The 25,597-nt window shown below is 45.6% G+C and carries 16 protein-coding genes; 8 read left to right on the top strand and 8 right to left on the bottom strand.

Features of this window, described 5'->3' with window-relative positions; translation table 11 throughout:
- Window positions 1–270: 270 nt before the first annotated feature.
- The 4 genes from polA (at window position 271) to G3M70_17530 (ending at window position 5,538) form a co-directional block, all read left to right on the top strand.
- On the top strand, window positions 271–2,958 hold the full coding sequence (gene polA / locus G3M70_17545) for a DNA polymerase I (GenBank protein QPJ63583.1): 2,688 nt from the start codon (window positions 271–273) through the stop codon (window positions 2,956–2,958).
- Window positions 2,959–3,036: 78 nt separating this feature from the next.
- Window positions 3,037–3,312, top strand: a complete 276-nt coding sequence (locus G3M70_17540; GenBank protein ID QPJ63582.1) for a hypothetical protein — start codon at window positions 3,037–3,039, stop codon at window positions 3,310–3,312.
- A 110-nt stretch (window positions 3,313–3,422) separates the two neighbouring features.
- Window positions 3,423–4,184, top strand: a complete 762-nt coding sequence (locus tag G3M70_17535) for a type II and III secretion system protein (GenBank protein ID QPJ63581.1) — start codon at window positions 3,423–3,425, stop codon at window positions 4,182–4,184.
- Window positions 4,185–4,572: 388 nt separating this feature from the next.
- The gene (locus tag G3M70_17530; GenBank protein QPJ63580.1) at window positions 4,573–5,538 is read left to right on the top strand and encodes a metallophosphoesterase; all 966 of its coding nucleotides are present in this window, start codon (window positions 4,573–4,575) and stop codon (window positions 5,536–5,538) included.
- 22 nt (window positions 5,539–5,560) lie between these two features.
- Here G3M70_17530 and G3M70_17525 read toward each other — a convergent pair whose 3' ends face one another.
- A complete protein-coding gene (locus G3M70_17525) occupies window positions 5,561–6,400 on the bottom strand; it encodes an HDOD domain-containing protein (protein QPJ63579.1) in 840 nt (279 codons plus the stop codon).
- 262 nt (window positions 6,401–6,662) lie between these two features.
- Here G3M70_17525 and G3M70_17520 point away from each other — a divergent pair, with 262 nt between their 5' ends.
- Window positions 6,663–12,350 carry an alpha-2-macroglobulin family protein gene (locus G3M70_17520; protein QPJ63578.1) on the top strand — a complete coding sequence of 1,896 codons (5,688 nt, stop codon included), beginning with the start codon at window positions 6,663–6,665 and terminating at the stop codon, window positions 12,348–12,350.
- 40 nt (window positions 12,351–12,390) lie between these two features.
- Window positions 12,391–14,685, top strand: a complete 2,295-nt coding sequence (gene pbpC / locus G3M70_17515) for a penicillin-binding protein 1C (GenBank protein QPJ63577.1) — start codon at window positions 12,391–12,393, stop codon at window positions 14,683–14,685.
- Window positions 14,686–14,737: 52 nt separating this feature from the next.
- Here pbpC and G3M70_17510 read toward each other — a convergent pair whose 3' ends face one another.
- The 5 genes from G3M70_17510 to G3M70_17490 all read right to left on the bottom strand — a co-directional run bounded on the left by G3M70_17510 (window position 14,738) and on the right by G3M70_17490 (window position 21,410).
- Window positions 14,738–15,616, bottom strand: coding sequence for a proline dehydrogenase (locus G3M70_17510; protein ID QPJ63576.1), 879 nt, complete (start codon window positions 15,614–15,616; stop codon window positions 14,738–14,740).
- A gap of 274 nt (window positions 15,617–15,890) precedes the next feature.
- Window positions 15,891–16,616: a tetratricopeptide repeat protein gene (locus G3M70_17505; protein QPJ63575.1), complete on the bottom strand. Its 726-nt coding sequence runs from the start codon at window positions 16,614–16,616 to the stop codon at window positions 15,891–15,893.
- A 272-nt stretch (window positions 16,617–16,888) separates the two neighbouring features.
- Window positions 16,889–18,901, bottom strand: coding sequence for a dipeptide ABC transporter ATP-binding protein (locus G3M70_17500; GenBank protein QPJ63574.1), 2,013 nt, complete (start codon window positions 18,899–18,901; stop codon window positions 16,889–16,891).
- Window positions 18,902–18,915: 14 nt separating this feature from the next.
- Window positions 18,916–20,265 carry an ABC transporter permease subunit gene (locus tag G3M70_17495; GenBank protein QPJ63573.1) on the bottom strand — a complete coding sequence of 450 codons (1,350 nt, stop codon included), beginning with the start codon at window positions 20,263–20,265 and terminating at the stop codon, window positions 18,916–18,918.
- A gap of 2 nt (window positions 20,266–20,267) precedes the next feature.
- Window positions 20,268–21,410: an ABC transporter permease subunit gene (locus G3M70_17490; protein QPJ63572.1), complete on the bottom strand. Its 1,143-nt coding sequence runs from the start codon at window positions 21,408–21,410 to the stop codon at window positions 20,268–20,270.
- 312 nt (window positions 21,411–21,722) lie between these two features.
- Between G3M70_17490 and G3M70_17485 the strand changes: the two genes are divergently transcribed.
- A complete protein-coding gene (locus tag G3M70_17485; protein QPJ63571.1) occupies window positions 21,723–22,226 on the top strand; it encodes an Hsp20/alpha crystallin family protein in 504 nt (167 codons plus the stop codon).
- Window positions 22,227–22,497: 271 nt separating this feature from the next.
- Complete coding sequence (locus G3M70_17480; GenBank protein ID QPJ63570.1) at window positions 22,498–22,806, top strand: hypothetical protein; 309 nt, start codon at window positions 22,498–22,500, stop codon at window positions 22,804–22,806.
- 129 nt (window positions 22,807–22,935) lie between these two features.
- On the opposite strand, the gene G3M70_17475 is transcribed toward G3M70_17480, so the two are convergent.
- The gene (locus tag G3M70_17475; GenBank protein QPJ63569.1) at window positions 22,936–23,310 is read right to left on the bottom strand and encodes a response regulator; all 375 of its coding nucleotides are present in this window, start codon (window positions 23,308–23,310) and stop codon (window positions 22,936–22,938) included.
- A 296-nt stretch (window positions 23,311–23,606) separates the two neighbouring features.
- Complete coding sequence (locus tag G3M70_17470) at window positions 23,607–25,472, bottom strand: ABC transporter substrate-binding protein (GenBank protein QPJ63568.1); 1,866 nt, start codon at window positions 25,470–25,472, stop codon at window positions 23,607–23,609.
- Window positions 25,473–25,597: the final 125 nt, after the last annotated feature.

Below are 25,597 nucleotides of genomic sequence, written 5' to 3'. Positions count from 1 at the left end.
TGGAGATATGCGGAGTCTGGGTTCCGGGATTTTGAACCTGCTTTGTTCGACTTATTCTTTAAAGTGGTTTTGGAGCTTTTTTTTTGAACTGTTTTCCGTGGTTTTTTTGTTGTTGGCATTTTCACTATAAGAGTATTAGAAAGATAAGTTGGTGTGTCTATTATTTGATATGATGGCGTGCCTCAATGCCTTCTATTTAATATATCTCGAAATATGTGTTTTGAATACCAAGGCACCAATCTTTATTCGGGAATAAACAGGAATCTATAAATGAAAAAGAAACCCAGCCTTTATTTAATAGACGGTTCAGCGTACATCTTCCGTGCTTTTTATGGTGTGCGTCATCACCTGACCAATTCCAAAGGAATGCCAACAAACGCTCTATATGGTTTTACCACAATGTTAATGAAGGTTGTACGTGAAGAGGGGCCGGATTATCTGGCGGTAATATTTGATACCAAGGAAAAAACCTTCCGTCATGATCTTTTTCCAGAATATAAGGCAAATCGGGGAGAACCCCCTGAGGACTTAAAAGCCCAATTTCCGTATTTTAAAGAACTGGTGGATTGCTTCAATATTACTACACTGAGTCGGGAAGGCTATGAAGCGGACGACATTATTGGAACTTTGGCTCGGCAGGGTGAGCGGAACGGGATGCATGTAGTCATTGTGAGTGGCGACAAGGACATGATGCAACTTGTAGGGCCAGATATTGTGATGTTGGATACGATGAAAAATAAAACCCTGGGCGAAGCTGAGGTTGAAGAAAAGTTTGGTGTCAAACCCGAGCGGGTCATTGAGGTTCTCGGGTTAATGGGGGATAGCAGCGATAATGTTCCTGGCGTAGCAGGTGTTGGTCCCAAAACAGCCGCGGACCTGATTCAAAAATATGGTTCAATGGCAGGTTTGTATGAAAAGCTCGATTCTATTGATAAAAAGAAACTCAAGGAAAAGCTTGAAATCCACAAAGACAACGCGTTTTTAAGCCGTAAGCTCGTTACCATTGACACTGAAATGACATTGGATTGCGAAATTAAAGATATGGTCCGGAGAGACCCGGATATTGAAAAAATGCGTATTCTTTTTGAGGAGCTTGAATTCAACACACTCCTAAATGAATTGCCTGATTCGGAATCAACTCAGGTCCCAGAAGTGATGGATACAAAATACGAGGCAGTGTTGACTGAAAAGCAGTTGGATGCCTTGATCAAGGAACTGAAAAAGGCTGGGAAATTTGCGGTCGATCTTGAAACAACCGGGATACGTCCCGTTTGGGCCAGGATCGTGGGGCTTTCTTTTTCTATAAAGGAAGGAAGTGGTTGGTACATTCCTGTAGGCCATCAGTATCTGGGTGCTCCAGTTCAACTCAATAAGCAGATGGTAATGGAGAAACTTAAACCTTTGCTTGAGGATCCCAAGCTTTTTAAGTTTGGACACAACATCAAATATGATCTGATCGTTTTAAAAAATGAAGGGGTTGGTTTGCAGGGAATTGATTTTGATTCGATGCTTGCTGCCTATGTACTGGACCCCACCCGTCGGAATTACAGTATGGATGCTCTTTCTCTCGAGCTTTTGAACAGAAAAACGATTCACTATGAAGATGTCGCAGGAAAGGGAGCAAAACAAATCGGTTTTGATGAGGTCTCTATTGAGTCAGCGACTGATTATGCCGCTGAAGATGCCGATGTGACTCTTCAACTTACCCAAAAGCTTAAGCCTCAATTAAAGGACGCAGAAAAAAAACTATTCGAAGAAATTGAAATGCCTTTGATCGATGTACTTGCGTCTATGGAATTGACGGGAATCAAGTTGAATCAAGAGCATCTTGGTGAATTATCCAAAGTTCTTAAAAAAGATATGGCAGGACTGGAAAAAGAAATTCATCTGCTTGCGGAGGAAGAGTTTAATGTTAATTCTCCCAAACAACTTGCGGTTATCCTGTTTGAGAAGCTAAATCTGCCTGTGGTTAAAAAAACCAAAACAGGATTCTCCACCGATGTAAAAGTCCTGGAGGAATTAGCCTCCAAACACCCCCTCCCAGATAAAATTCTGACCTACAGGCAAATGGCAAAATTAAAATCTACTTACGTTGATTCTCTTCCTGGTGAGATATTTGAAAAGACAGGAAGGGTGCATACGTCTTATAACCAAACGGTTGCCGCAACAGGTCGGCTGAGCAGCAGTGATCCTAATTTACAGAACATTCCTATTCGAACAAAGTTGGGTAAGGAGATCCGGAAAGCTTTTGTTGCCGATGAAGGATGTGAGCTTCTTGCTGCCGACTATTCCCAGATTGAACTCCGGGTGTTGGCTCACTTGTCCAATGACCCTGCTCTGGTCCAGGCTTTTGAAAAAGGAGAAGACATTCATACGAGAACAGCGGCAGAAATCTTTGGAACCTCACTGGACGAGGTTGGAGAGGATTCGAGAAGAATTGCTAAAGCAGTCAACTTTGGAATTGTTTATGGTTTGAGCGCCTTTGGCCTTTCCCGTCAATTGAAAATCTCGCCAAAGGAGGCGAAAACATTTATAGAGAAATATTTCGAACTGTACAAGAACGTGAAACAGTTCATGGAGTCCACGATAGAACAGGTGAGGGGCCGAGGGTATTCCACTACACTGCTTGATCGACGACGTTACCTTCCGGATATCCACAGTAAAAACAGGCAGCTTCGTGAAGCTACTGAACGCATCGCAATCAATTCTCCCGTACAAGGAAGTGCGGCGGACTTGATAAAAATTGCGATGATTCGTTTACATCAACACCTCAACAAGAATAATTTCAAATCGAGAATGATATTACAGGTTCACGATGAACTTGTTTTTGAATGTCCGAGTAATGAAAAGAATAAGCTGGAGAAGTTGGTTCGTAAGGAAATGGAAGGAGTTTTCAAGTTAAAAGTGCCTTTGGTGGTCGATATGGCCTGGGGGCAAAATTGGCGTGATGCCAAGTAAATACTTTATTTGACAGGTTTCCTTTTAACCTTTAACTTGGAATAGACGATAAAATCTTTATTTTCAGGGGTGTATTAGATGGAAAGCGACACGCAGGCATATTTGCTTGTGTTAAAATCAAAAGATGGGAAATTGACAGTTCTGGAGTTTGAAAACGAAAATTTCCTGAATGGTAAACTGGAAGCAGCCGTGAAACTCGGTATTTGGTGCCAGCGTCTTAATAATGTTGAAGAGCTGGACCGGGAAGAGTTCCAGGGCGCAAAGTTTTTTGATATGCGCGACCCGGTTGTTTGCAAAATATTCTATTTGGAACAATGGATCCACTTCTTTCAAATGAACGAAACTGTGGCATAGCAAACCGGCTGCTTGTGCCAGCAGGTTTGGCTCTTATCCTTTTGATTTTTTTTATAGCAAGTCCTGTCTATTCTCAATCGCAACTTAAAATTTTCAAACTTCAAAACCGGATGGCTAGTGAGATCATTCCTGTTATCGAACCTTTGTTGCAGGGGAATGGAACCGTCACGGGTATGAATGATCAGTTGATCGTTCGATCATCTCCCCAAAACCTCCAAATGATTCAGGGACTATTGACGCAGTTGGATACCCGCTTGCGCAATCTTCGCATTACGGTCCGACAGGGTCTTTCAGGTAAACGGGAGAGATCCTCTGTTGATGTCGGAGCAAATATTCCCTTTGGCGGAGGAAGGGGGAGGGTGGTCATCCCGCCTGCAAATCGCGGTGGGGGCGGTGTCACCGGTACCATTGGCGGAAACAGGGGCGTGGTAAGCGGAACAATTGGTGAAAACAGCAGGACTCTTGATGAACGTCATACGCAACAGGTGACAACTTTGGAAGGTCGTCCTGCTACCATTTATATCAGTCAGCGTATTCCTGTTCAAACCACGGTTACACAGGGGGTAGGCCCCTTTTCAACCCGTTCGCAAAGCACCTCTTTTGAGGATGTTCCAACTGGTTTCAGTGTTCTTCCAAAAGTAAACGGAGATATAGTGACACTGGAAATTAATCCTACAGTTTCAAAGTTAAATGCACGTGGGATTCAGGTTCAGGAAGTGCAAACTACGGCAAGTGGGAAAATAGGGGAATGGATCGAAATTGGCGGGTTGCTCACACATACCAATAGAAGCAATAACAGGATTTCTGGTTCCAGCCAAAGCAGAAGCCATGAAAACCGATCTGTTTTTTTTAAAGTAGAGGTTGCGGATTAGGGCAGGAATTACGAATAGATTTCTCTCATTTCCAGGTTTTGGAGATTTATTGGTTAGAAAAGGAAATAGAAAATCACTCCCGGGATTGCCGCTCCGCAAATAGCTGCACCTACCGATTTCCAGACAAATGAAGATACTGAGCCCGGGTTTGTGGTTAGGCTGGTTTCCGCTGAAATACCCAAACTCGCCTTTGGACTGGCCATGAATTTTTCTCCTTCCTATTGTTATCCCATTCTCTACTATAGTTTCGGAAGGAATCAGCCTAAACTTAATGCCAGCACCAAAAATAAGCGGCAAAAATGTCCGTATGGTTGCGGTTTTTGTTTAGCAAACGCCCATGAACAATTTTCCAAAAACTTCAACCTTTCGGAGTTCAGGGTAAAGGTCTATGGATTCAAAAGAAAAAGATGATCCTCAATCAAATGAGCCTTGTGAAGAATCTGGAGCAAAGGAATTACTATTCAATCCTCTAATTGATAGGCGGGCATTTATCAAGGGAATGGCCGGAGTTTTAGGGGTGTCTGCCCTGGGTATTGGAAAAGGATATGCAAATACAGATAAAAATGAAATTGTTGTGGAGAAGGTTCCTGTCAAAATATCCAACCTCCCGAAGGCTTTCAAGGGATTTAAAATTGCTCAGTTAAGTGACCTTCATTCATCTCCTCTGGTGAGTGTAAATCACCTGAAAGCTGCAGCTATTCTTGCAAAAAAGGAAAACCCGGACCTGGTTGTTTTAACCGGTGACTTTATTGGTCATAAAATACGGACTCACCGGCGCGAAATTCATGAGTTCGACAAACAGTATGTTGATAATATTGTGGAGGCACTTTCTGTTTTAAAACCCGCTCATGGAATTTTTTCGGTTTTGGGTAATCATGATTTCTGGAGTGGTCCTGAAGCAACTCAATACCTCATTGATAGGTTTTCCAAGGGGTTGGGAGCCCAATGGCTTCGAAATGACCGGGTAGAATTGCAACGGGGAAGAGATAGTATTCAATTAATTGGGGTGGACGACTTGTGGCAGGATTCATTTTCCCTCAGAAAGGCTTATCGAAAAGTGGATCACGGGCGAACGCGAATTTTATTGAGCCATAATCCGGAAGTTAATGAAGAGTTTCAATGGAACCCTGGGTTGTCTGCTGAATTGATTCTTTCTGGGCATACTCATGGTGGACAGGTAGTGCTCCCGTTTATTGGTCCACCCTTTTTACCAGGAATACGCAATAAAAAATATATCGCAGGATTGGTGGAAGAAAAAGGAAGACAGACCTACGTGACTCGGGGAATCGGTCATCTGGTGGTGCCTCTTCGGTTTAATTGTCCGCCAGAAGTTTCCTTGATTGAATTGGTATGAATAATTTGTTGAAAAGATGGTTTTAAAGAAACATCTCGAGTGCCTTTTCTGTTTCTTCAATTATCACCGGCTTTGCTTCGTTAATAAAGTCAATGGTCAGGTTGAGTTCCTTCAACCACGTTTTGTGCAGTGGGGGTAGTATAGGTTCACCGCTGCTGCCAAGTTTCATTTCGTATACCAGAAAATCAGCTACATGAATAACCGCCGCTTCCTGTTGGTTGTCTTTTGCCTTCGACGGGTCATGGTGACCTTTGACCGAATTTACTATACTGGAGGGGAGTTTCCATTCATTTAACAGGATGCTGCCGACCTGTGAATGATTAAAACCCATCAGTTTTTCTTCGAAAGCCAACATACTTCCATCGTTATTGGCATCAAATTGAGCGAGCACAGTTTCAATTTGTCCCGGTGCTTCTCGATATAAAATTAATTTCCCTATATCATGCAACATGCCGGCAAGATAGTAGCGGTCAACGTCAGGTAGATTCAGAAACTTCGCCATATTTCTTGCGGCAACTCCTACACCAACGGAATGTTTCCAGAAAGCTTCCAGGTCGATTCCTACATTTTTCATCCCGTCAAACTGGGACGCAACCGACGTAGCCAGGGCAAGGTCGGCTAATTGATCCGAGCCGATAATGTTCAGGGCATGCGGGATTGTTTCTACTTTAGCTGTGAGGCCATAAAACGGCGAATTAACAACTTTTAAAAGTCGGGCTGCCAGAGCAGGGTCGGCGCCGATGATTGAGCTGAAATCTGCAATGGAGGAGTCCGGGTTTTCTATCGCTTCTCTCAAACTAAAGTATGCGCCGGGCGGGGAAGCTATTTTACTGTCTTTTACTTGCTGAAGTGTCAGAGCCACAATAACCTCGAAAAACTGGTTGTGTTGGTGCCGCAACCGTTCTGGGATGTTTTTCAACCTGTCTAAGATTTAGAATAACGGTGAGAGATAAAAAATCAAGAAGGATTGAATATATATTTTTCTTTCGGAATGTAGAGTGCTTATATCCTTGGTTTTGAAGGAAAAAAATAAATACTCACAATACAACGTTGGGTCAAATCAAAAGATTCTGGGATTGGTGGGAATTCCGCAGTAATCTAAATAGTCTGGAAACGGGTTCCAGATGGAAGTCACCACTGGTGCCAGCGATATATTTTCAAAAACAACTTTTGGGTCGGGGAAACCTTCAATGGGATTTATAAAAAAGGGCATTTTAATTGGTGGGATATTTTTTAGTTTTATTGCTGGGGGGGGGGCTACTAGAGCAGAAGAAAACCCCATAAAAGGGCATCTGGACGAGCCTGTGTTCGTAAAAATGCCCAGAAAAACTACGGTCGAAAACAAACGGATTTTGAGCCTTTATTTCCGAATGGATAAAAAGGCCTGTGAAAAAAGATATGGCAAACGCTATTACTCTTCCTGTCGTGCCAACCTGAGGCTTGCTGGTAAGACGATCCCACGGGGTATTTCCATGGTCCCGGAAATTCCAGGAGAATGGCGCTGGGATTACGATTACACGATCAAATTTACTCCGGATTCGCCATGGGTTGCGGGTCAGGAATATAAGGTGGTTTTTGACAAGTCTGTATTTCCCGAACATTTGATAGTGGACACTTACGCGTATAAATTTCGATCGAACCCTTTTCGAGTCTCTCCTCGAAAAATGAAATTTTTCCAGGATCCGGATAATCCGGCCCGGAAAGTCATTGCCACTCACCTTGACTTTAATTACCCCGTAAATAAAAAGTCCCTGGAAGACAGATTGGCTTTTAGTTTTGTGAAACGTGGCAACAATAAAAAATTAAGCCAGGATGATAAGTTTCCCTTTGAAATAATTTACAGCGCAGATGCTACTCAGGCCGACCTGACTACAGCCTTGCCATTGCTCCCCGATAAGGAAAAATTTCTAAGTCTTGTTGTTGATACAGGGGTGGAACCCAAGGGGCAAAAGCGACCCTCAATAAAAACGTTCAGGGAGAGGGTGAGAGTTCCCAGTCTGGAAAACTACTATCAGGTTAAATCTGCAAAAGTAGCTTTGGTCAAAAACAGGAAGTATGGAACGGATCAGGTGCTGACCCTGGACACTAATGTCAAGGCAGAGCCGGAGGTGATTGCAAAGAACCTAGAGGTGTATTTGCTTCCAGAGTTTCATCCGGTGGCAAAAAGAGATCCAGAGAATAAAAAGCCATATCGATGGCAGGCGGCCAATGAAGTGACTGACTCGATTTTGAAGTATGCTGATCCCTTGGATGTATCCCTTATTCCACAATCAAGAAAATATGCTGCTACCCATAGCCTTAAACTCGACACAGCACCCGGGAGATTTCTGTATGTGAAATTGAAAGGTGGAGTGAAGACCTTTGGAGGTTTTGTCCTGGCTGAGGATTATATGGTCATCGCCCAGGTACCTTTTTTCCCAAAAGAGCTCTCAATTATGCAGTCCGGTGGACTTTTAGCATTGAGCGGAGAAAAGAAAATATCCATTGTGGCGCGCGGCCTGGACAGGATCAAGTTTGAGGTGGCAAGAGTGCTCCCACGATTTATAAGTCATCTGGTAACACAGACTCGTGGGAATTTCGATAGCCCCTATTTTACTAATTATAATTTTGATCGGCAGCATATTGCCGATATGAAAACTGAAGAGATTTCTCTCTTTAGGGACGACGACAGAAAAGCTCAGTTCACTTCATTTGACTTTTCATCTTATTTAGAGAGGGGGAAGAAAGGATTATTCTTTCTAAAAGCATTTGGTCAACGGGGGAAGAATCTACGGGTAAGACAGGATAATCGATTTATTCTAGTCACGGACCTTGGGTTTATTATCAAAAGAAATGCGGACAAAAGCCGTGAAGTTTTTGTTCAGTCAATAGCTACAGGAAAACCTGTGTCGGGTGCGCAGGTCCAGGTTTTAGGTAACAACGGCAAGCCTGTGTTTACTGTCCTAACTGGAGATGAGGGCAGGGCATCGGTCCCAAACCTGAGCGGTATTAGCCGGGATAAGTTGCCTGTGGCAGTGGTGGTATCTAAAGATGATGACCTTTCGTTCATGGCTTATAACCGGAGAGACCGCGGCCTGAATTTTTCCGGGTTCCCTGTTTCCGGTACCCACTTCTCCCAAACAGGAATGAAAGCCTATCTGTTTTCCGACCGGGGGATTTACCGCCCGGGGGACCTGGTTCATTTTGGCTTGATCGTTAAACCCCGGGATTGGGACAAGGATCTTGAGGGAATCCCATTGCAACTGGATATCATTGATTCCCGTGGAATTCGTATAAAAAAGGAAACGATAAAACTTGCGGCAAACGGTTATCAGGAATATGAATTCCAAACACGGGAAACCTCACCAACTGGCCGTTATCATGCTCATCTTTATATCTCCAATGATGGCAAGCGTGGAAGCTTGTTGAACTCCACCAGCGTTCGAGTGGAGGAATTTCTTCCGGACCGTTTGAAAATCAGGGCCGACTTTAATGTCCCGCGCAAAAAAGGCTGGGTGTCTCCGAAAGACCTTAAAGTAAAAGTGAATCTTAAGAACTTGTACGGCACACCGGCGACCAATCGCCGTATAAAGGGAACACTCACCTTATCTCCTGGAGCCTTTTCGTTTAAAGAGTTTTCTGAATATCAGTTTTTTAACGGTTTAAATTTGAAGAACAGTCAAATCCAGGAATCTTTGCCGGATGAGAAATCAGATCAAAATGGAGACGCAGAATTCGCCCTTGACCTGAAACGATATGGCAAGACAAGCGCTTACCTGAGCTTTAGAGGTGAAGGTTTCGAAGCAGGAGGAGGGCGTAGTGTTGCGGTGGACGCAGACCTGCTGGTGTCACCCCTTAAATTTGTCGTTGGGCATAAAACAGCTTCTAATCTTGCTTACCTGAAAAATGACCGGAACCACACCCTCGAATGGATCGCTGTAGATTCTGATCTGAATAAGGTCTCCGGGCAGAAACTGATACTCAGTCGGGTACGTAAGGACTATATATCAACCCTGGTTAAGCGGAACGGGAAACTGGGTTATGAGTCGGTTCCCAAAGAACGTATTCTGGATACCCGCCAGGTGGAGATCGGAGCAGACGGGTTAAAGTGGAAATTGGACGCAAGCCATCCTGGTGATTATGTTTTGATTCTGTCCGATTTGAACGGGCTTGATGTGTCTCGCGTTGAATACTCGGTTGCTGGCGAGGCCAATCTTGCAGGAAGGCTGGACACACGGGCAGAGCTCAAAGTCAAACTGAACAAGCCTTACTACCAGGCGGGTGAAGAGATTGAAATGAATATTGTGGCGCCCTATACAGGCGCTGGTTTGATCACGATTGAAAGCGATCGTGTATATGCCCATCACTGGTTCCTCACCGACAAAACCGACACTTTGCAAAAAATAAAGGTTCCAGATGATTTTGAGGGCAATGGGTTTGTGAATGTGACGTTCACCCGGGCAATGGGTTCCCCTGAAATTTATATGAGCCCCTTAACCTATGCTGTTGTTCCATTTACAGCCAATATAGAAAAGAGGCGCGTGGAAATTGACCTCCAGGTTCCTGATAAGGCCCGCCCGGGAAATCCACTTTCTTTTAAGGTGGCTACAGACAGACCAAGCCGAATTGTTGTGTTTGCGGTTGATGAGGGCATTTTGCAGGTGGCTCAATACAAAACCCCTCGTCCACTGGATTATTTCTTGAAAGGACGCGCTTTGGATGTGGACACGACCCAGATTCTTGATCTAATTATGCCTGAGTATTCCGCCGTTCGTGAGTCTCTCAACTTTGGAGGTGGAATGTCGGCTGTGGGCGGAAAGCATCTCAATCCCTTCCGCAGGAAAACCGATGCTCCTGTAGTCTTCTGGTCCGGAATCCTTGGAGCAGACAGGAATCCTCAAACAGTTACTTATGAGGTTCCGTCCTATTTTAATGGAACATTGCGTGTGATGGCGGTTGCGGTTGCCGCTGGTGGAGTGGGGGCTTCTGCCAGGAAATCAACAGTAAAAGGTGATTATGTCATCAGTCCTAACGTCCCCTTGTTCGTCGCTCCTGGAGACACTTTTGAAGTGACGGCAACACTTGCCAATAATCTGGAAGGTTCAGGCGAGCAGGCCCAGGTTCCTTTCTCGGTTTCCCTGTCAAAGCATCTTTCGTTGGTGGAGCCTGCGGAAAAAGTTGTTTCGATTCCGGAAGGTCGTGAGGGGCTTGTACGATTTAGAGTGAAAGCAAATGAGGTCCTGGGTTCCGCGTCAATTGATTTTGTAGCTGGTGGTGAGGCCCATGCCGTTCGATACCAGTCAACCTTGAGTGTTCGCCCTCCGGTTCCAAAAGCCACTCTGTTGACTTCCGGTTATTTTTCGGATGGTGTCAAAACAGTCGCTTTAAAACGGGAACGTTATCAGGAATTCGCTAAAACCGAAGTCAGCCTCTCGGCTCTTCCTTCTGGGCTTATTCAGGGGCTTATCGATTTTCTGGAAAATAATGTGCACAGTTGCACCGAGCAGACCATCAGTCGAGCTTTTCCACCCATAGCTCTGCTTCAAAATCCCGATTACCGCTTTGATGATGAGAAAATAAAAAATAATTTGAAGCGTACGGTGGATCGTCTCCGGGAAAGGCAAACTTCCGAAGGTGGTTTTGGAAACTGGACCGGGAACGAGGCTCCATCTTTGTTTGCAAGTGTATATGCTATGGATTTTCTGACTCTAAGTCGTGAGAAAGGATTCCCTGTTCCGACTGATTTGACTCAAAGAGGGCTTGTCTATCTTAAAGATGTTGTCAATCAATCCATCCGGTCCAAGGATGACGCGAGAGCCAAGGCCTATGGGATTTATATCCTGACACGAAATGGTGAGGTGACGACTAATTATATTACCCACTTGATGAGTTATATTTCTAGCCATTCAAAATGGGAATGGGACAATGATCTCACCATGGTTTATCTGGCCGGTGCTTTTAAATTAATGAAACAGGATGACCTTGCAGAAGACATCCTGGAAAAGTTTGTATTTAAGAAGGAGGACTTCTGGCCGCGGTACAGTTATTACAATAGCCTGGTTAAGTACAGTCAGTATGTCGTGTTGCTGGCAAGGCATTTCCCTGATCGATTAAAAAATATGGACCGGGAAATAATTTTTAAAATCGCAAATTATATTGGAGAAACCCTGTACAACTCGTTGTCATCTTCCTACGCGATTCAAGCCTTAAATGAATACACCCTTGCGGTAGGCAACCAGGAGTCTGTAAACCTTCTTATCGAACAGGAGGAGAGCGCAGGAAGTTTCACGCCCCTCGACACGACTGGAGTATCAGTAAAGCGGGGCAGAGTCGACGGTGAGGTGTCCTCATTCAGGTTCAAGGGCAGTGGGAAACACGGGTTATTTTATCAGGTAGCGAATACGGGTTTTGATAAAGCTCTTCCTGAAAAACCAATTGTAAAGGGAATGGAGATCACCCGTGAATTTCAGAATTTAAAGGGAGAGGTTGTAACCAAAGCAAAACTTGGAGAAGAGCTGGATGTGGTGATCACCCTTCACTCGCATGAGAACAAATGGATAGACAATATTGCCCTGGTGGATCTGCTTCCAGGAGGATTTGATCTCGTGCTTGACAAGGCCGGTGAAGGCTCAACTTTGGAAACTGAATTTATCGATAAAAGGGAAGATCGTGTTGTTGCCTATGTGTCTGTTCAACCAAAGGAAAAATCCTTTCGCTATAGGATTCGACCAACCAACAAAGGGGAATACACCATTCCGCCACCGTATGCTGAATCCATGTACGACTTGAGAATACAGGCAAGAGGGTTGGCCAAAAAGATTCATGTTGAATAGAGTGATCCAAATATTTTATAAACCCGGCCTATGGGGGAAAGTGTGTCTGCTGCTTTTTCTTGCTCTCGGGACTGTTTATTTTTTTCTTCCCAAGCCGAATTTAATGGATGGCGTTGGCTATTCGAGTACTTACTATGATCGTCATGGAAAACTGTTGCGCCTGACCCTGGCACCGGATGAAATCTACCGGGTTCGCTTGTCACTTGGAGATATCGCTCCTGGACTGATTGAGGCCACACTTCTGCAGGAAGATCGTTATTTTTTTGAACACCCTGGAGTTAACCCATTTTCGCTGATGCGGGCCTTTTATGAAACGTATATAAAGCGAAACAGGCGGGTGGGTGGTTCCACTCTCACCATGCAACTGGCGCGAATGCGTTTTAAAATTGATTCGTACACCATACCGGGGAAACTGGTTCAAATTTTCCGCGCTCTACAACTGGAAAGGCATTATGAGAAAGAAGAAATTTTAGAAGCCTACCTGAATCTTGCGCCTTATGGAGGAAATATTGAAGGGGTGGGGGCTGCCAGTCTGATTTATTATCACCGACCTGCATATGAACTGAGTCTTGCTGAAACTCTGGCCCTATCGATCGTTCCTCAAAACCCTTCAAAACGAAATCCTCTGAAAGGGAGTGGAAATACTGAGTTGGTCAAGGCCCGATCCCGCCTTTTTGATGCCTGGATAAAGAAGCATCCGGAAGATAAAGGCCAGCACGCTTTGTTAGAGCTTCCATTGCAGGTGTATTCACCTTCAAGACTTCCTTTTTATTCGCCGCATTTCCTGGAAAATATTCTAAGCCCATCCCTGGGAAGAGTGGAAACCCAGCTTGATAGTAAATTGCAGGTTCGATTGGAGGCGGTCCTTAAAGGTTATGTAGAACGACGTCGTCCCCTGGGAGTTCGAAATGCCTCGGCGATCATGGTGGACTTCCGGGATATGTCAGTAAGGGCTCTGGTCGGTTCCGCGAACTATTTTGATGCCTCGATTGATGGTGCTGTTGATGGAACACGAGGAAAAAGGTCTCCTGGTTCTACCCTGAAACCCTTTATTTATGGGCTTGCTCTGGAGCAGGGGATTATTCATCCGAAAACTTTACTCAAAGATGCCCCCAGTCGGTTTGCAGATTACCGTCCTGAAAATTTTGATGGCAGGTTTCGTGGACCTCTGCATGCGCGGGATGCTCTGGTGATGAGCCGAAATATTCCTGCCCTGTATCTTGCCTCACGGCTGCAACGTCCCGACCTGTATTCCTTTCTTAAAACTGCTGGTGTTCGAAAAATGGAAACCCGGGAACACTATGGGTTGGCCCTTGTTTTGGGTGGAGGGGAGGTCACCATGCAGGAGTTGGTCCGGTTATACGCTATGCTGGCTAATCAGGGTGAGCTCAAGCCCCTTCGATTTTTAAAGAACGCTCCCACTGCCTCCGGTAAATCTTTGCTGAGTCCTGAAGCGGCTTATCTGACTCTTGCAATGCTCAGGGACAACCCCATAGCCACGCGACACAGTTTTATCGGGCAGAATGTGAAACGACTTCCTGTGTACTGGAAAACAGGCACTTCCAATGGGTTCAAGGATGCCTGGGCGGTCGGATTGTTTGGCCACTATGCGCTCGCGGTCTGGCTGGGTAATTTTGATGGGACCCCCAACCCGGAATTTATTGGTGGATCGTTGGCGGCTCCACTTTTTTTCGATATTGTTGATGCCGTTCAGGAAACAGAGCACCTGGTCGACGAGATTCAAAGCAGAAAAAAATTCCTCAACATTTCAAAAGTTGAGCTGTGTTCGGAAACAGGTGATCTTGCCGATGAGTTGTGTCCGCGCACGGAATGGGGAGATTTTATCCCGGGGAAATCGCCTATCAGGAATTCCGGGATATTCAGAAAAGTGGCTATTGACCCGGATAGCGGATACCGGGCTTGTACTTCCGACCCAACTAAAGTCGAATATGAGGTTTATGAATTCTGGCCGAGCGATTTGCTGAGCGTATTTAAAAAAGCTGGAATCTCCCGAAGGACGCCTCCTCCATTTCTGGTATCGTGTGAGCGGGATAGACAATCAGCCCAGCATTTAAAACCTCGCATCACTTCACCTCGTGCAGGAGTGGAATATGCGATCACACTGGGCCGACCGGATTTATCCTTACCACTCATGGTGACCACCGACTCTGAAGTGAGATCTGTGTACTGGTTTGCTAATGAGGAATTTCTTGGCAGGAATGATGGAACCGAGCCTCTGGAATGGAACCCGCAGCCGGGTGAATTTACCCTGCGCGCAGTTGACGATAGCGGTGCATCGGATAGCCGGACCATCAAAATAGGTGTCGTCCAATAATAAAATTGCCGCATGATGTTGGAAACGACTACACGGATGAGTTTGAGAAAATTTAAGGGTTTGCTTCCCGTAATCCTCCCAGGCCAAAGGTTTCACGAAATACACTCTTGATCACGAACAGGAGGTTTTCCTTTCGTTCAGCCAGCCTTCGTAAAGTATAGGGAAGCCAGGATTTTCCGAACGGGACGTAAACCCGGACCCGGAAGCCTTTGTCCAGTAAATCCTTTTGCAGATCACGCCTGACCCCATACAGCATTTCAAAATAAAATGTTTTGGAAGAAATATGCTCTGCTTTCACGAATTTCAATATTTCCTTAAGCAGCATTTCATCGTGTGTGGCGATCGCTGGTTGGAAGCCGGAAGTTAGTAATCGCCGAGCTTGCATTAAAAAGTTTTCCCGAATATCGTCCATTGATTGCAGGGCGATATGCTCCGGTTCGCTATAGGCACCTTTGCAAAGTCGAGTTGATATTCCTTCGCGAATCACACGGCCAATATCATCTGCGGTTCTGTGTAAATAAGCCTGTAGTACCAGACCAAGGTTTGGATATTGTCTGTGCATTTCGATTCCTTCATACAAAATCTGTTGGGTGGTGTCTGAACCCTCCATATCGAGCCTGACTGTGTGGTGTCTGGCGGCTTTTAATATGGTTTCCAGATTGTTTCGACAAAATTCGCGATCCAGGTTGAGACCCATTTGAGTCAGTTTGACTGAAAGGTCGAGTGGAAAAGGTTGATCCTTCATCTTTTCGAGAAGATCGAGATACTCCTGTCTGGCAGCCAGTGCCTGTTCCCGGGTACGCGTGTCTTCTCCGAGAACATCAATGGTCGACAGATAGCCATGCCGGTTTAGCGATAGAACATTGTGAAGTGCGGTTTTTAAATCTTCACCAGCGATGAATCGTTTGGCAAATGGATAAAGGAGATGCATATTGACCTCCGGGAAATATGAACAAAATAGAGCCGTTGAGGCGTAAACAGCTTCTCCCAGTAATATGGTCCCTTTTTCAGAAAATGGGGACTGAATATTGAAAAATTCTGGAATTAGATTATAGTAGGCAGCGCAATTTCAACCTTTTCGGGAAATAATATGGATCCGCAATCATTGTTGCTGGCCGGGCTGGTAGGGGTCGCCTTTATCGGCTTCCTGTACTATTTTATGGCCTGTCGTCGAGATAACGGGTAGGTAATTGTTGCTCAAAAATTCAGGGGATGCGGGCGACTTGCCCCTTTTCCTCGAATAAAACTGGAGTTGGGCTTTGTTCTGCAGGTGTTTTATTTTCTTTTCCTGCTGGAGGGTTCAAGGCCAAAGCCTTCTTGAAGGGCTCCAGCGCATCCCGGTAACGACCCAGCTCAAGATACGCCAGTGCTAGCCCGTGCCACACTTTGCCATTGTCCGGTGCCAGTTGGGTCGCATTTTCAAATGCCCCAACCGCTTCCTTGTGCCGTTTGGACAAATAGTAAGACATTCCGAGATAGTAATGAGTTTCCGCATTTGCTGGTGAGAGTTTCAAGGCTTTTTGGTAATGCTGGATCGCTTCCTGATGCAGGTCTTCGACAGCGAGTGCCTGTCCCAGCTTGAAGTGGGCCGGGGCGAATTCCGGCTGTAGTTTTACAACTTCGCGATACTTTTGCATCTTTTCCTTGTGCCGACCCAACGCACCATAGGCAAGACCCAATTCAAAATTAGCTTTTGCCGAATCCGGATGCAATTCTGCAGCCTTTTCCAGAGGCACCAGAGACTCCTCAATTCGCCCCGCCGTTAGATAAGCGAAACCAAGATCGGTAAGATCCTGAACCGATTCCGGATTTTCACCAACGATATTTTTAGCGACTGTGACTTCGTCAACTTCAGTACTGACAGTTGACTGAGAACAGCCTGCTATCAGGCCAAATGTCGTCAAGAATGGAATAATGAAAAATCGTTTCATAACCCATAGCACCACATTGAAGATCGATACCTTATCCGTGGATAAGGCGACTAAGTGTAGCTATATGCCTGACAGATTTCAACGATAACCTGACCCGGCCTAAAGACATCAACAGAAGATGTAATTTGCAAAGGAAAGAAAAATCGCATATTTTTCAAAGCAGTAAATCATGAACAGTAATCACATGTTTTGAAAAAATAATTTGGGAATTCTACCTCTCGGGGATTTTATTTCTGATATTTAATATTGAGGCCACTACATTTGAGAACAGGTTATGGCTTATCCACTGCGTGGCATCTGGCGTAACCGGATTCTAAAGGTGTTTCTTCTGGGTAGACATTTTTACAGTTTTGCTGCAAAGGTGAACCTTCTTGTTCTGCCAGGTAAATAGGGCAGCGTGGATGGAAGTGGCACCCGGGTGGCGGGTTTAGAGGGGAGGGGACATCGCCGACGATGGTCTTGAAGGGGACGCGTTCCCCAAGGGAAGGTACGGCTTCCAGTAACGATCGGGTATAGGGGTGTCTCGGGTTTGCAAACAGGTTTTTCACATTACTATATTCGACAACCCGTCCAAGGTACATGATGGCCACTTGATCCGCAATATACTCAACAACATTCAAATTGTGAGTGATGAACAGGTAGGTGAGTCCACGCCGTGATTGCAAGTCGCGTAATAAATTAAGAACCTGTGCCTGAACCGAAACGTCCAAAGCACTCGTGGGTTCATCCAATACGAGGAATTCCGGCTCCAGGATCAGGGCCCGGGCAATACTGATGCGTTGACGCTGTCCTCCGGAAAATTCATGCGGGTAACGGTCGGCTACGGAAGCATGAAGCCCGACCTCTTCCAGCACGTCATCAATTTTTTTTCGTAATTCAGCACCTTTTATTTCTGGGTAATGGATTTTCAGGCCTTCACCCACAATTTCGAAAATACGCATACGCGGGGATAGTGAACCATAAGGGTCCTGAAACACGATCTGCATATGCTGCCGCATATCTTTTAGATCTCCCGAATCCAGGTCCATTACCTGCTTTCCGTCGAACGTGATCTGGCCACGGACCTCACGGTTGAGGCGCAGGATGGATTCTCCTAAAGTGGTTTTGCCGCACCCGGACTCACCGACCAGCGCAACGGTAGAGCCACGCTTGATATCAAGATCTATATTGTCTACAGCCTTGACGTAATTTGCCACCCGTCGGAAAACCCCCTTATGAACAGGGAACCAGGTTTTTACGTTTCGGATAGAGATCAGGTTGTCATTTTCAATTTTTTTAGACGGGGCAGGTTGGCGTTCCTCGCTCTCCAGTTTTGGAAATTCTTTTTCCGATTCATGTAACAGACAAGACACTCGATGCCCAGGTTCGAGAGGAATCTCCTCAGGGTCTATCGTGTGGCAATCATCGAACGTGTATTCGCAACGATCAGCAAAACGACACCCCGTTCCGTACTCCGTTGCCGGTGGAACAAGACCCGGTATAGTATTGAGTAAGTAAGGCGAGTCTCCAGATTTAGGAATGGAGTCCAGCAGACGCCGGGTGTAGGGGTGTCCCATTTGAGAAAAGACCTGTTCGCGAGTCCCCTGCTCGACAATTTTTCCGGCATACATGATGCTGACGTTATCGGCCATCTGGTTGACAATACCCATGTCATGGGTGATGAGAAGAATAGCCATGCCCTTCTGCTGTTGAAGGTCAGACATCAACCGAAGGACCTGGGCTTGAATAGTGACATCAAGGGCGGTCGTTGGCTCATCGGCGATCAGGACTTTTGGTTCGCAGGCCAGTGCCATTGCAATCATCACGCGTTGTTTCATTCCGCCGGAAAGTTCATGGGGGTAGGTGTCGATGCGACGTTCCGGGTCGGGGATGCCCACCTGATCCAGAAGCTCAATGGCGGTTTGCCGTGCTGGTCCCTTTTGCATTTGCCGGTGCAATCGAAGAGGTTCCTCAAGTTGATTGCCTACCTTGTAAAGGGGATTGAGTGAAGTCATCGGTTCCTGGAAAATCATGGCGATGTCATTGCCACGAATGGACCGCATTTCATCTTCATCGAGACTGAAAAGGTCGCGTCCCTCCATCAGAATTCTGCCTTCAGGGTGAAATCCGTTTTCTGCGACCAGCCTCATGATGGAGAGAGCTGTCTGGGATTTGCCGCATCCTGACTCCCCAACCATGGCCAGCGTTTTTCCGGATTCCAGTTCAAAGGAGATACCGTCAACAGCCCGTGCGGTTTTGTCGAACCCGACCTTGAAATGTGTTTTTAAATTTTCAACTTTGAGCATGGACGTGTTCTCGCTTATACCGATTTTTTGGGATCGAACGCATTTCGGATACCATCGCCGACAAACGTTAGCAAAGTCAGGGTCGTGGTCAAAACAAAAAATGTTGGCAGCAGAATCCACAATGCCTGGAGATTGGTTTTTCCCTGGGCCAGTAATTCACCAATGCTTGGAGCGGGACTTGGGACTCCAAGGTTAAGAAAATCCAGACTCACAAGCGCCAGGATTCCGGCTGTCACTTCAAAGGGGAAAAAGGTGATGACTGGTGTGAGTGAGTTTGGGAGGATGTGGTTTTTCATGATTGAAAAGTTGGAAACCCCCAGAGCTCTGGCTGCTTTGACGTATTCAAGGTTGCGGCTCTTCAAAAATTCTGCACGAATATACGCGGCGATACCCATCCAGGCTGTCAGGTTGAGGATCATAAATAGAAGGAGTCCGGAGGGTGTCAGTAGCGCGCTCAAAATAATCAGGATGTAAAGGCGTGGCATGGATCCCCATATTTCGGTCAGGCGTTGACCTATGAGATCCACCCAGCCGCCGAAATATCCCTGAATACCCCCCAGCAGGCAGCCAATAAGGGTCCCGGTAATCGCAAGCGAAAGACCGAATACCATGGAGATCCGGAATCCATAAATCAGTCTGGCTAACACATCACGTCCCCGGTCATCTGTTCCGAGGTAATGACCGTCTACCCATGAGGAAGGTAAAGTCTGTTCAAGATGCGGAGAAAACGTTTCGACTGGAGATGCGAGTGCGACTTGTCCCGCTTTACTCTCGGATGGAATATATTTGTAATCATAGCGGATGGGTGGCCACAGCATCCAGACATCCCGCTCCTGCTTTTTGGATGCTGTGGTTGTTGAAGAAAAGGCAGCATCGGTAATTTCACTGTTGGTATCTTCATCGAAGTCTGACATCTCAATGATGAAAAGTGTGGGTTCTTCAGTTTCGTCAAAATCCCCGAAATTTAACCCCATTCCCCCAGATTCATCTGCGGATTCTTCCGTCGAAAACTCTTCTTCAAAATCATCCAGGGACATCGCAGATTCTTCAGGTGTGCTTTGAATAGGAGAGGGTAATGAGTCCTGCTCTTGCTCGTCAAAAGTAGTGCCAAATAATTGGATGAATTCTCTGGATTTATAATCCGGTTCTGCGGGGCTCTCTCCACCAAAATCTTTCCAGGAGTAGGTAAAGGCAATGGGGAAATACCACTTCCCGTCTACCGTCATCACCAGGGGGCGGATATTGCAGAGAAGTTCGGCCGGGAGGGAGATTAGAAATAAAAAGGTGAGTATTGTGAAACTGTACCAGGCTCGGCGGTCTGCCTTAAAGCGATCCAGTTTGAGTGAAAGGTCTTTGCTGATCATGGTCAGACTTGTGACTCATCAAAGGTGATCCTGCGGTCAATCAACACATAGGAGATATCGGTCAATAATTGACCCACCAGCGTCAACAAGGAGAAAATAAAAAGCGAACCGAGAACAATAGGGTAATCCCGTTGAATGACGGCTTCATAAGAAAGTAGCCCGAGACCGTTTAATGAAAAGATCTGTTCTATTAAAAGTGACCCTGTAAAAAACATAGCCAGGAACCCTATGGGAAATCCTGTGATTAAAGGGATCAGGGCATTTTTTAAAACGTGTTTGTAGAGAACTCTTTTTTCGGTCAGGCCTTTTGCACGAGCGGTCAGGACGTACTGCTTGTGCATTTCTTCAATGATAGAGTTTTTTGTGAGAATGGTCAGCGTGGCGAAACTCCCGATCATGAAGCATAAGAGAGGCGCTGCCAGGTGGTGCAGATAGTCGACGAACTTTTCCCAAAGGGTCCAGCTTTCATACCCTGGAGTTCCGGCAGAGGTCAGGCCGGACAGAGGTATCCAATGTGCAATGGCACCGTCACCCGGGCCAAGCAAAACGATGAACAGGATCCCAAGTACAAAGCCAGGGGTACTGTAACCTATCAGGACTAGAAAGCTGGAGGTAGTATCAAAAGGGGTTCCGCTTTTGACCGCTTTGGCGATCCCAAGAATAATACAGGCGATGTAAGTGGTGAAAAAACTGATAACCCCGAGAGAAACAGAAACCGGCAGTTTTTCTTTAATAAGCTGGAGGACAGATTTGTTCCTGTAAAAAGAATCCCCGAATTTAAAGATGAGAAATCCTTCCCAGTTGTCACGATTGAAGAACCGTTCCGTGAATGTACCACTTTGTTCCTTGGGTGAATACCAGAGAAAGGTACGAAGATAGCGTTCCCAGAGGGGACGATCGAGATGATAGATTCGCTTGAGTGCTTCAAAATGGCGGGGATCCATTTCCTGCGCTTTGTTGGTTGACTGAGTCAGGGAAGATCCGCCTCCGGCTTCACCGATAACGCCGGAATGCCCTCGTAACAGGGATTTCATCTGATCGATAGGACCGCCTGGGACAAATTGAATAACGATGAAAGTGATCGTCAGGATTCCGATCAGTGTCGGAATCATTAACAAAAGTCGGCGGATGATGTAACTGAGCATATGAAAATCAAACCGGGAAGAGGTGTTCGACCTGGTATTTTTTAACCAGATTCAGTCAATCCTGAAATTTTATCATAAGGAAGGTCTGGGCTGTTGAGATTAACAGTAATTCAGGGCAGGTTGAAATGAAATGGAAATTCTGACACCAGGTTAAAAAATTAAAAAGTTTTAATTTTCCCGGGCTTGACTGATTAAATTTCAGTTTTATTTTTTTCAAGAGGAATGAGAGAAACTGCCAATAAATTTAGCAAGTAATTATTTGGTGGTTTTTCTCGAAAATTCACAACATTTATTTGAAGAAAGGAGGCTGTTATGAACAGCTCTACCCTGGTCCCCATTTCTTTGAATAGAAGTGGTGAGACTATCTCCAATGAAGTGGAACGATGGTTGTCTTCCCTGTTTAGAGGGACGGGACTCTTTTTTGATTCACACAGTGAAAAAACATATGGTCATGAGGGTTCCAAAACCGGCACCAGCCATTTGACGTTTGCGCCCAGGGTTGACCTGGCGGAAACGGATGAAATGGTTCATGTAATTGCCGAACTTCCAGGTGTGGCTGAAAAGGATATCGACGTTACTTTTTCGGAAGGTATCCTTGTTCTGAAAGGTGAAAAGAAACCCACTCTGGAATGTGAAAATATGCATTATCACCACAAGGAATCCATTTGTGGAAAGTTCTATCGGCGAATTATTTTAGCTAAGGAAGTGGAAGAAGATAAAATTAATGCCTCTTACGCCAATGGGGTATTAAGCATCAAGCTTCCAAAAACACAAAAAGCAAAAGAAAGCGTGAGAAAGATTCCTGTCCAGGTTTAAAGGGCAGTATTTTGCTCAGAGAGTATTTTGGGCATGGAAGTTCTGTGCCCTGAAGAAACTCCTCTCTCTAAAGCAGAAATCTTCTCAACTTTAAATATAATCAGGAGGGAAAATATGGTTACTGATGCCATGTTAATGGCTGTTATGGCCGGGCTGGCAGCCATGGGGTTTTTTGCGATTTTCGGCTCCGGAATTTTTCAAAAATAGCAGCCATTTCAATCATTGAAATTATGAAACAATAATCCGTTTATAAAATTAAAGGAGGATTGTCATGAAAAAACTGAGTGTACTGTCAATTGCCCTTTTCTTTTGTGTTCTGAGCCTCGGAACCGCATTTGCGGATGAAGTTAAAGTAAACATGTTGGATCGTCATGCAGTGTGGACTGCTCCGTCTGTAGAAGAACAATGGCGGGGGCCTGCTGACAATCTGACGAGTATGGGGTCTGGCGAAGGCCGTACCCGAAATATTTCAACCGAGGAAGCGGCACCTGATGAGATGGAGGGTTTTACTCGACATTTCGATTTTATCCAGGAGACAAAGTCCTACGACTATGACCATGATCGTGGCAAAGCTTCCTAGGTAAATCACTCGACCCGTTTCAGGAATTTGTTTGTTGCCCATCCTCTGGAAATTCTTTTAAATTTCCAGCCTGATGCGGGTCGTGTTTTATTTTTGGCTTTAATTGATGGGAAGAACGTTGGAAAGAACTTAGGCCGTAGTGCCGTAGTGGCGCTCAAGGTTCAGGTTAATGCGTTCTTCAAAATCTTCACCGAAGGGTTTAACTATGAAGTCAGCGCCTCCCTCTCCCATGAACTCCTTAACCAGGCCGGAGTGGGCGTAAGCGGTGACCATGATGTATGGCAGGTCGTTGCGGATTTCTTTCATTTGCTCGAACGTGTGTATGCCGTTCATACCCTTCATCATAAAATCGAGAAGAACCAGATCGTAATCATCTTCGCGAAGCTTTTCGACGCCATCATAACCAGTGGCAACAGTAGTGACTTCATGCCCACTTTTACTTAGTCGACGTGTCAGGGTGACCCGGGTCCCATTGTGATCTTCCACAATCAGAATTTTTGCCATGACTTACTCCTTGGAAAGGGTCTTAAGCCTTTGAATTATTTGAGGTTAGCGTTTTCAAGACCCGGTGTTTTAAGGGCGGTCTGATCCAAGGCCACATGGGACACCCTTAGGTATATTTTCATTAAGTATACATCTAAATTATATTATTTCAAAAACTTATAAGCCCTATGGCTTCAATAGGATTAGGCCACGAAACCCTACAAAAGCTTGTTTTATAGGGAGAAACAGTAAGAGAGAAAATGTAAAATAATGTAAATTTAATGGCCCTCCGCGTTTTCCTGGAAATGCGGGAATTATTATAAAGCTTCCCCGCTTTTCATCGCTTTGGCGAGTCTTGTGGCTTTGTCTTCATCCCACCACCACCACTCCAGCAGGGTTCGCAAAAAACCGCTTCGGGAGGCATAATTTTCTGGACCGGAAAACTTGTTCCAATGGATGACCCGATCGTAAGAAATGTACCAGTGAGGAACAATAAAAAAATGATGGGTCAGTAGCCTATCGAGAGCCTGAATAGCCGCGACAAGGTCTTCGCGTGTTGTGGCAGCGATGAGTTTTTCGACCAGTTCATCAACAGCGGGGTTTTTGATTCCCGCATAATTACGCGAACCCAACTGGTCCGCTGCATCACTTTTCCACATATCACGCTGCTCATTTCCGGGTGACCGGCTTTGACCATAGCTCGCTACGATCATATCGAATTTAAACTCGCGCAAACGCTCTTCGTACTGAGCAACCTGCACGACCTTGATTTTCATTTCGACACCGATCTTTTTTAGATTGTTTTTGTACGGCTCTACGATTCGTTCAAATTGCGGACTCGCCAGGATAATTGTAAAGCTCATTCGATCTTTGCCTTTAGTGCGAATGCCATCTTTTCCAACCTTCCACCCGGCAGAGTCGAGAAGTTTTTTTGCGAGTGCAATATTTTTGGATGTTGGTTGGCCTTGGCCAGGTGCGCCTACAGGCTTGGTAAAAACTGTTTTGGGAACATGCTTCGGGTATTTTTCCTTTAGGTCGGCTAGCAATTTTTTAACCTTCCCTTTGGGAAGCCCGGTCGCTTTCATTTCCGGATCGTTATCGAAGTAACAATCCTGCCGTGTGTATTGCCCGTAAAAAAGATTCGTGTTGCTCCATTCAAAATCGAACGCCAAAGCCAGTGCTGCCCGTACCTTGCGGCTTTTAAAAATTGGTTTGCGCGTGTTGAAGGCAAAGCCCTGCATACCGGAAACACGAGTGTGGGTTAGTTCCTTTTTGAGGTAGTAGCCTTTTTTTATGAATGGTCCTTTGAAATCCAGTGCCCAGTCGCGGGAACTTGCAATCTGGTCTGCATCGTAATCCCCGCCTTTTAGTGCTTCCCGCATGGCAACCTGGTCCAGGTAAACCCGCCAGGTGACTTCATTCCAGTTATAGCGGCCCTTGTTTTTTGCAAGGTTCTTGGCCCACCAGTTGGGGTTCCGTTTGTAAGTGATGAATTTCCCGAATTCAAACTTGTCGATCACATAGGGGCCGCTTCCCACTGCCATCTCGTCGAAATCCGAGCCAAACTTTTTGCCTGTTTGCCCATAAACATGTTTGGGCAGGATACTCATTTGTCCCGTGATGAGTGGCAATTCCTGATTGAGAATAGCAAACGTATATTTAACGCTGTGCTCATCCAAGGCTTCAACGTGTTTGATGTCTTTAAAATATTGCTTGTACATGGGGTGATATTCCGGGTCTTTTATCAACTCCCATGAGAATACAAAGTCCTCTGCGGTTACAGGGTGTCCATCTGAAAATTTTGCTTCAGGGTGGATGTGGTAAACCATGCTCATTCTGTCTTCTGCCAGTTCGACGGACTCTACCAGGTGCCCATATTGAGAAAAGGGTTCCTCGTCCGAAAAGGAGCCGTCCATTGGAGTTTCAAAGACGAGCTGTCCCAACCCTGCCGCTGGCACACCTTTCAAGGAAAGAGGATTGAGCTTTGTGAAAGCTCCGAATTGAGCCAAAACCAGCCGGCCTCCTTTGGGAGCTTCAGGGTTGGCATAGGGGTAAGGCTCGTTTGGGCCATATTTGAGGCCTTTAGGTCCATATAGCGATAAGCCGTGTGTTCCCGGTGCGGCTTGGACATAGGCTGCCATAAGAGTTACAGTCAGAAGGATAAGGGTAGAAATCCTTTTCATTTGGTAAAAGTCCTTTCAAATCTTCTGCTTTAATTGAGAAAACCTTGAATCGCAATAATCTATCTTACCTCAAAACCGGGATTCACGTAATTTGGAACCCACAGAGCAAGTCATTTGATCCCTGT

It is taken from the genome of Candidatus Nitronauta litoralis (assembly GCA_015698285.1).
Lineage (GTDB): Bacteria > Nitrospinota > Nitrospinia > Nitrospinales > Nitrospinaceae > Nitronauta > Nitronauta litoralis.
Note: the sequence above shows the minus strand (reverse complement) of the source record. Positions and strands in the feature narration are given on the sequence as shown.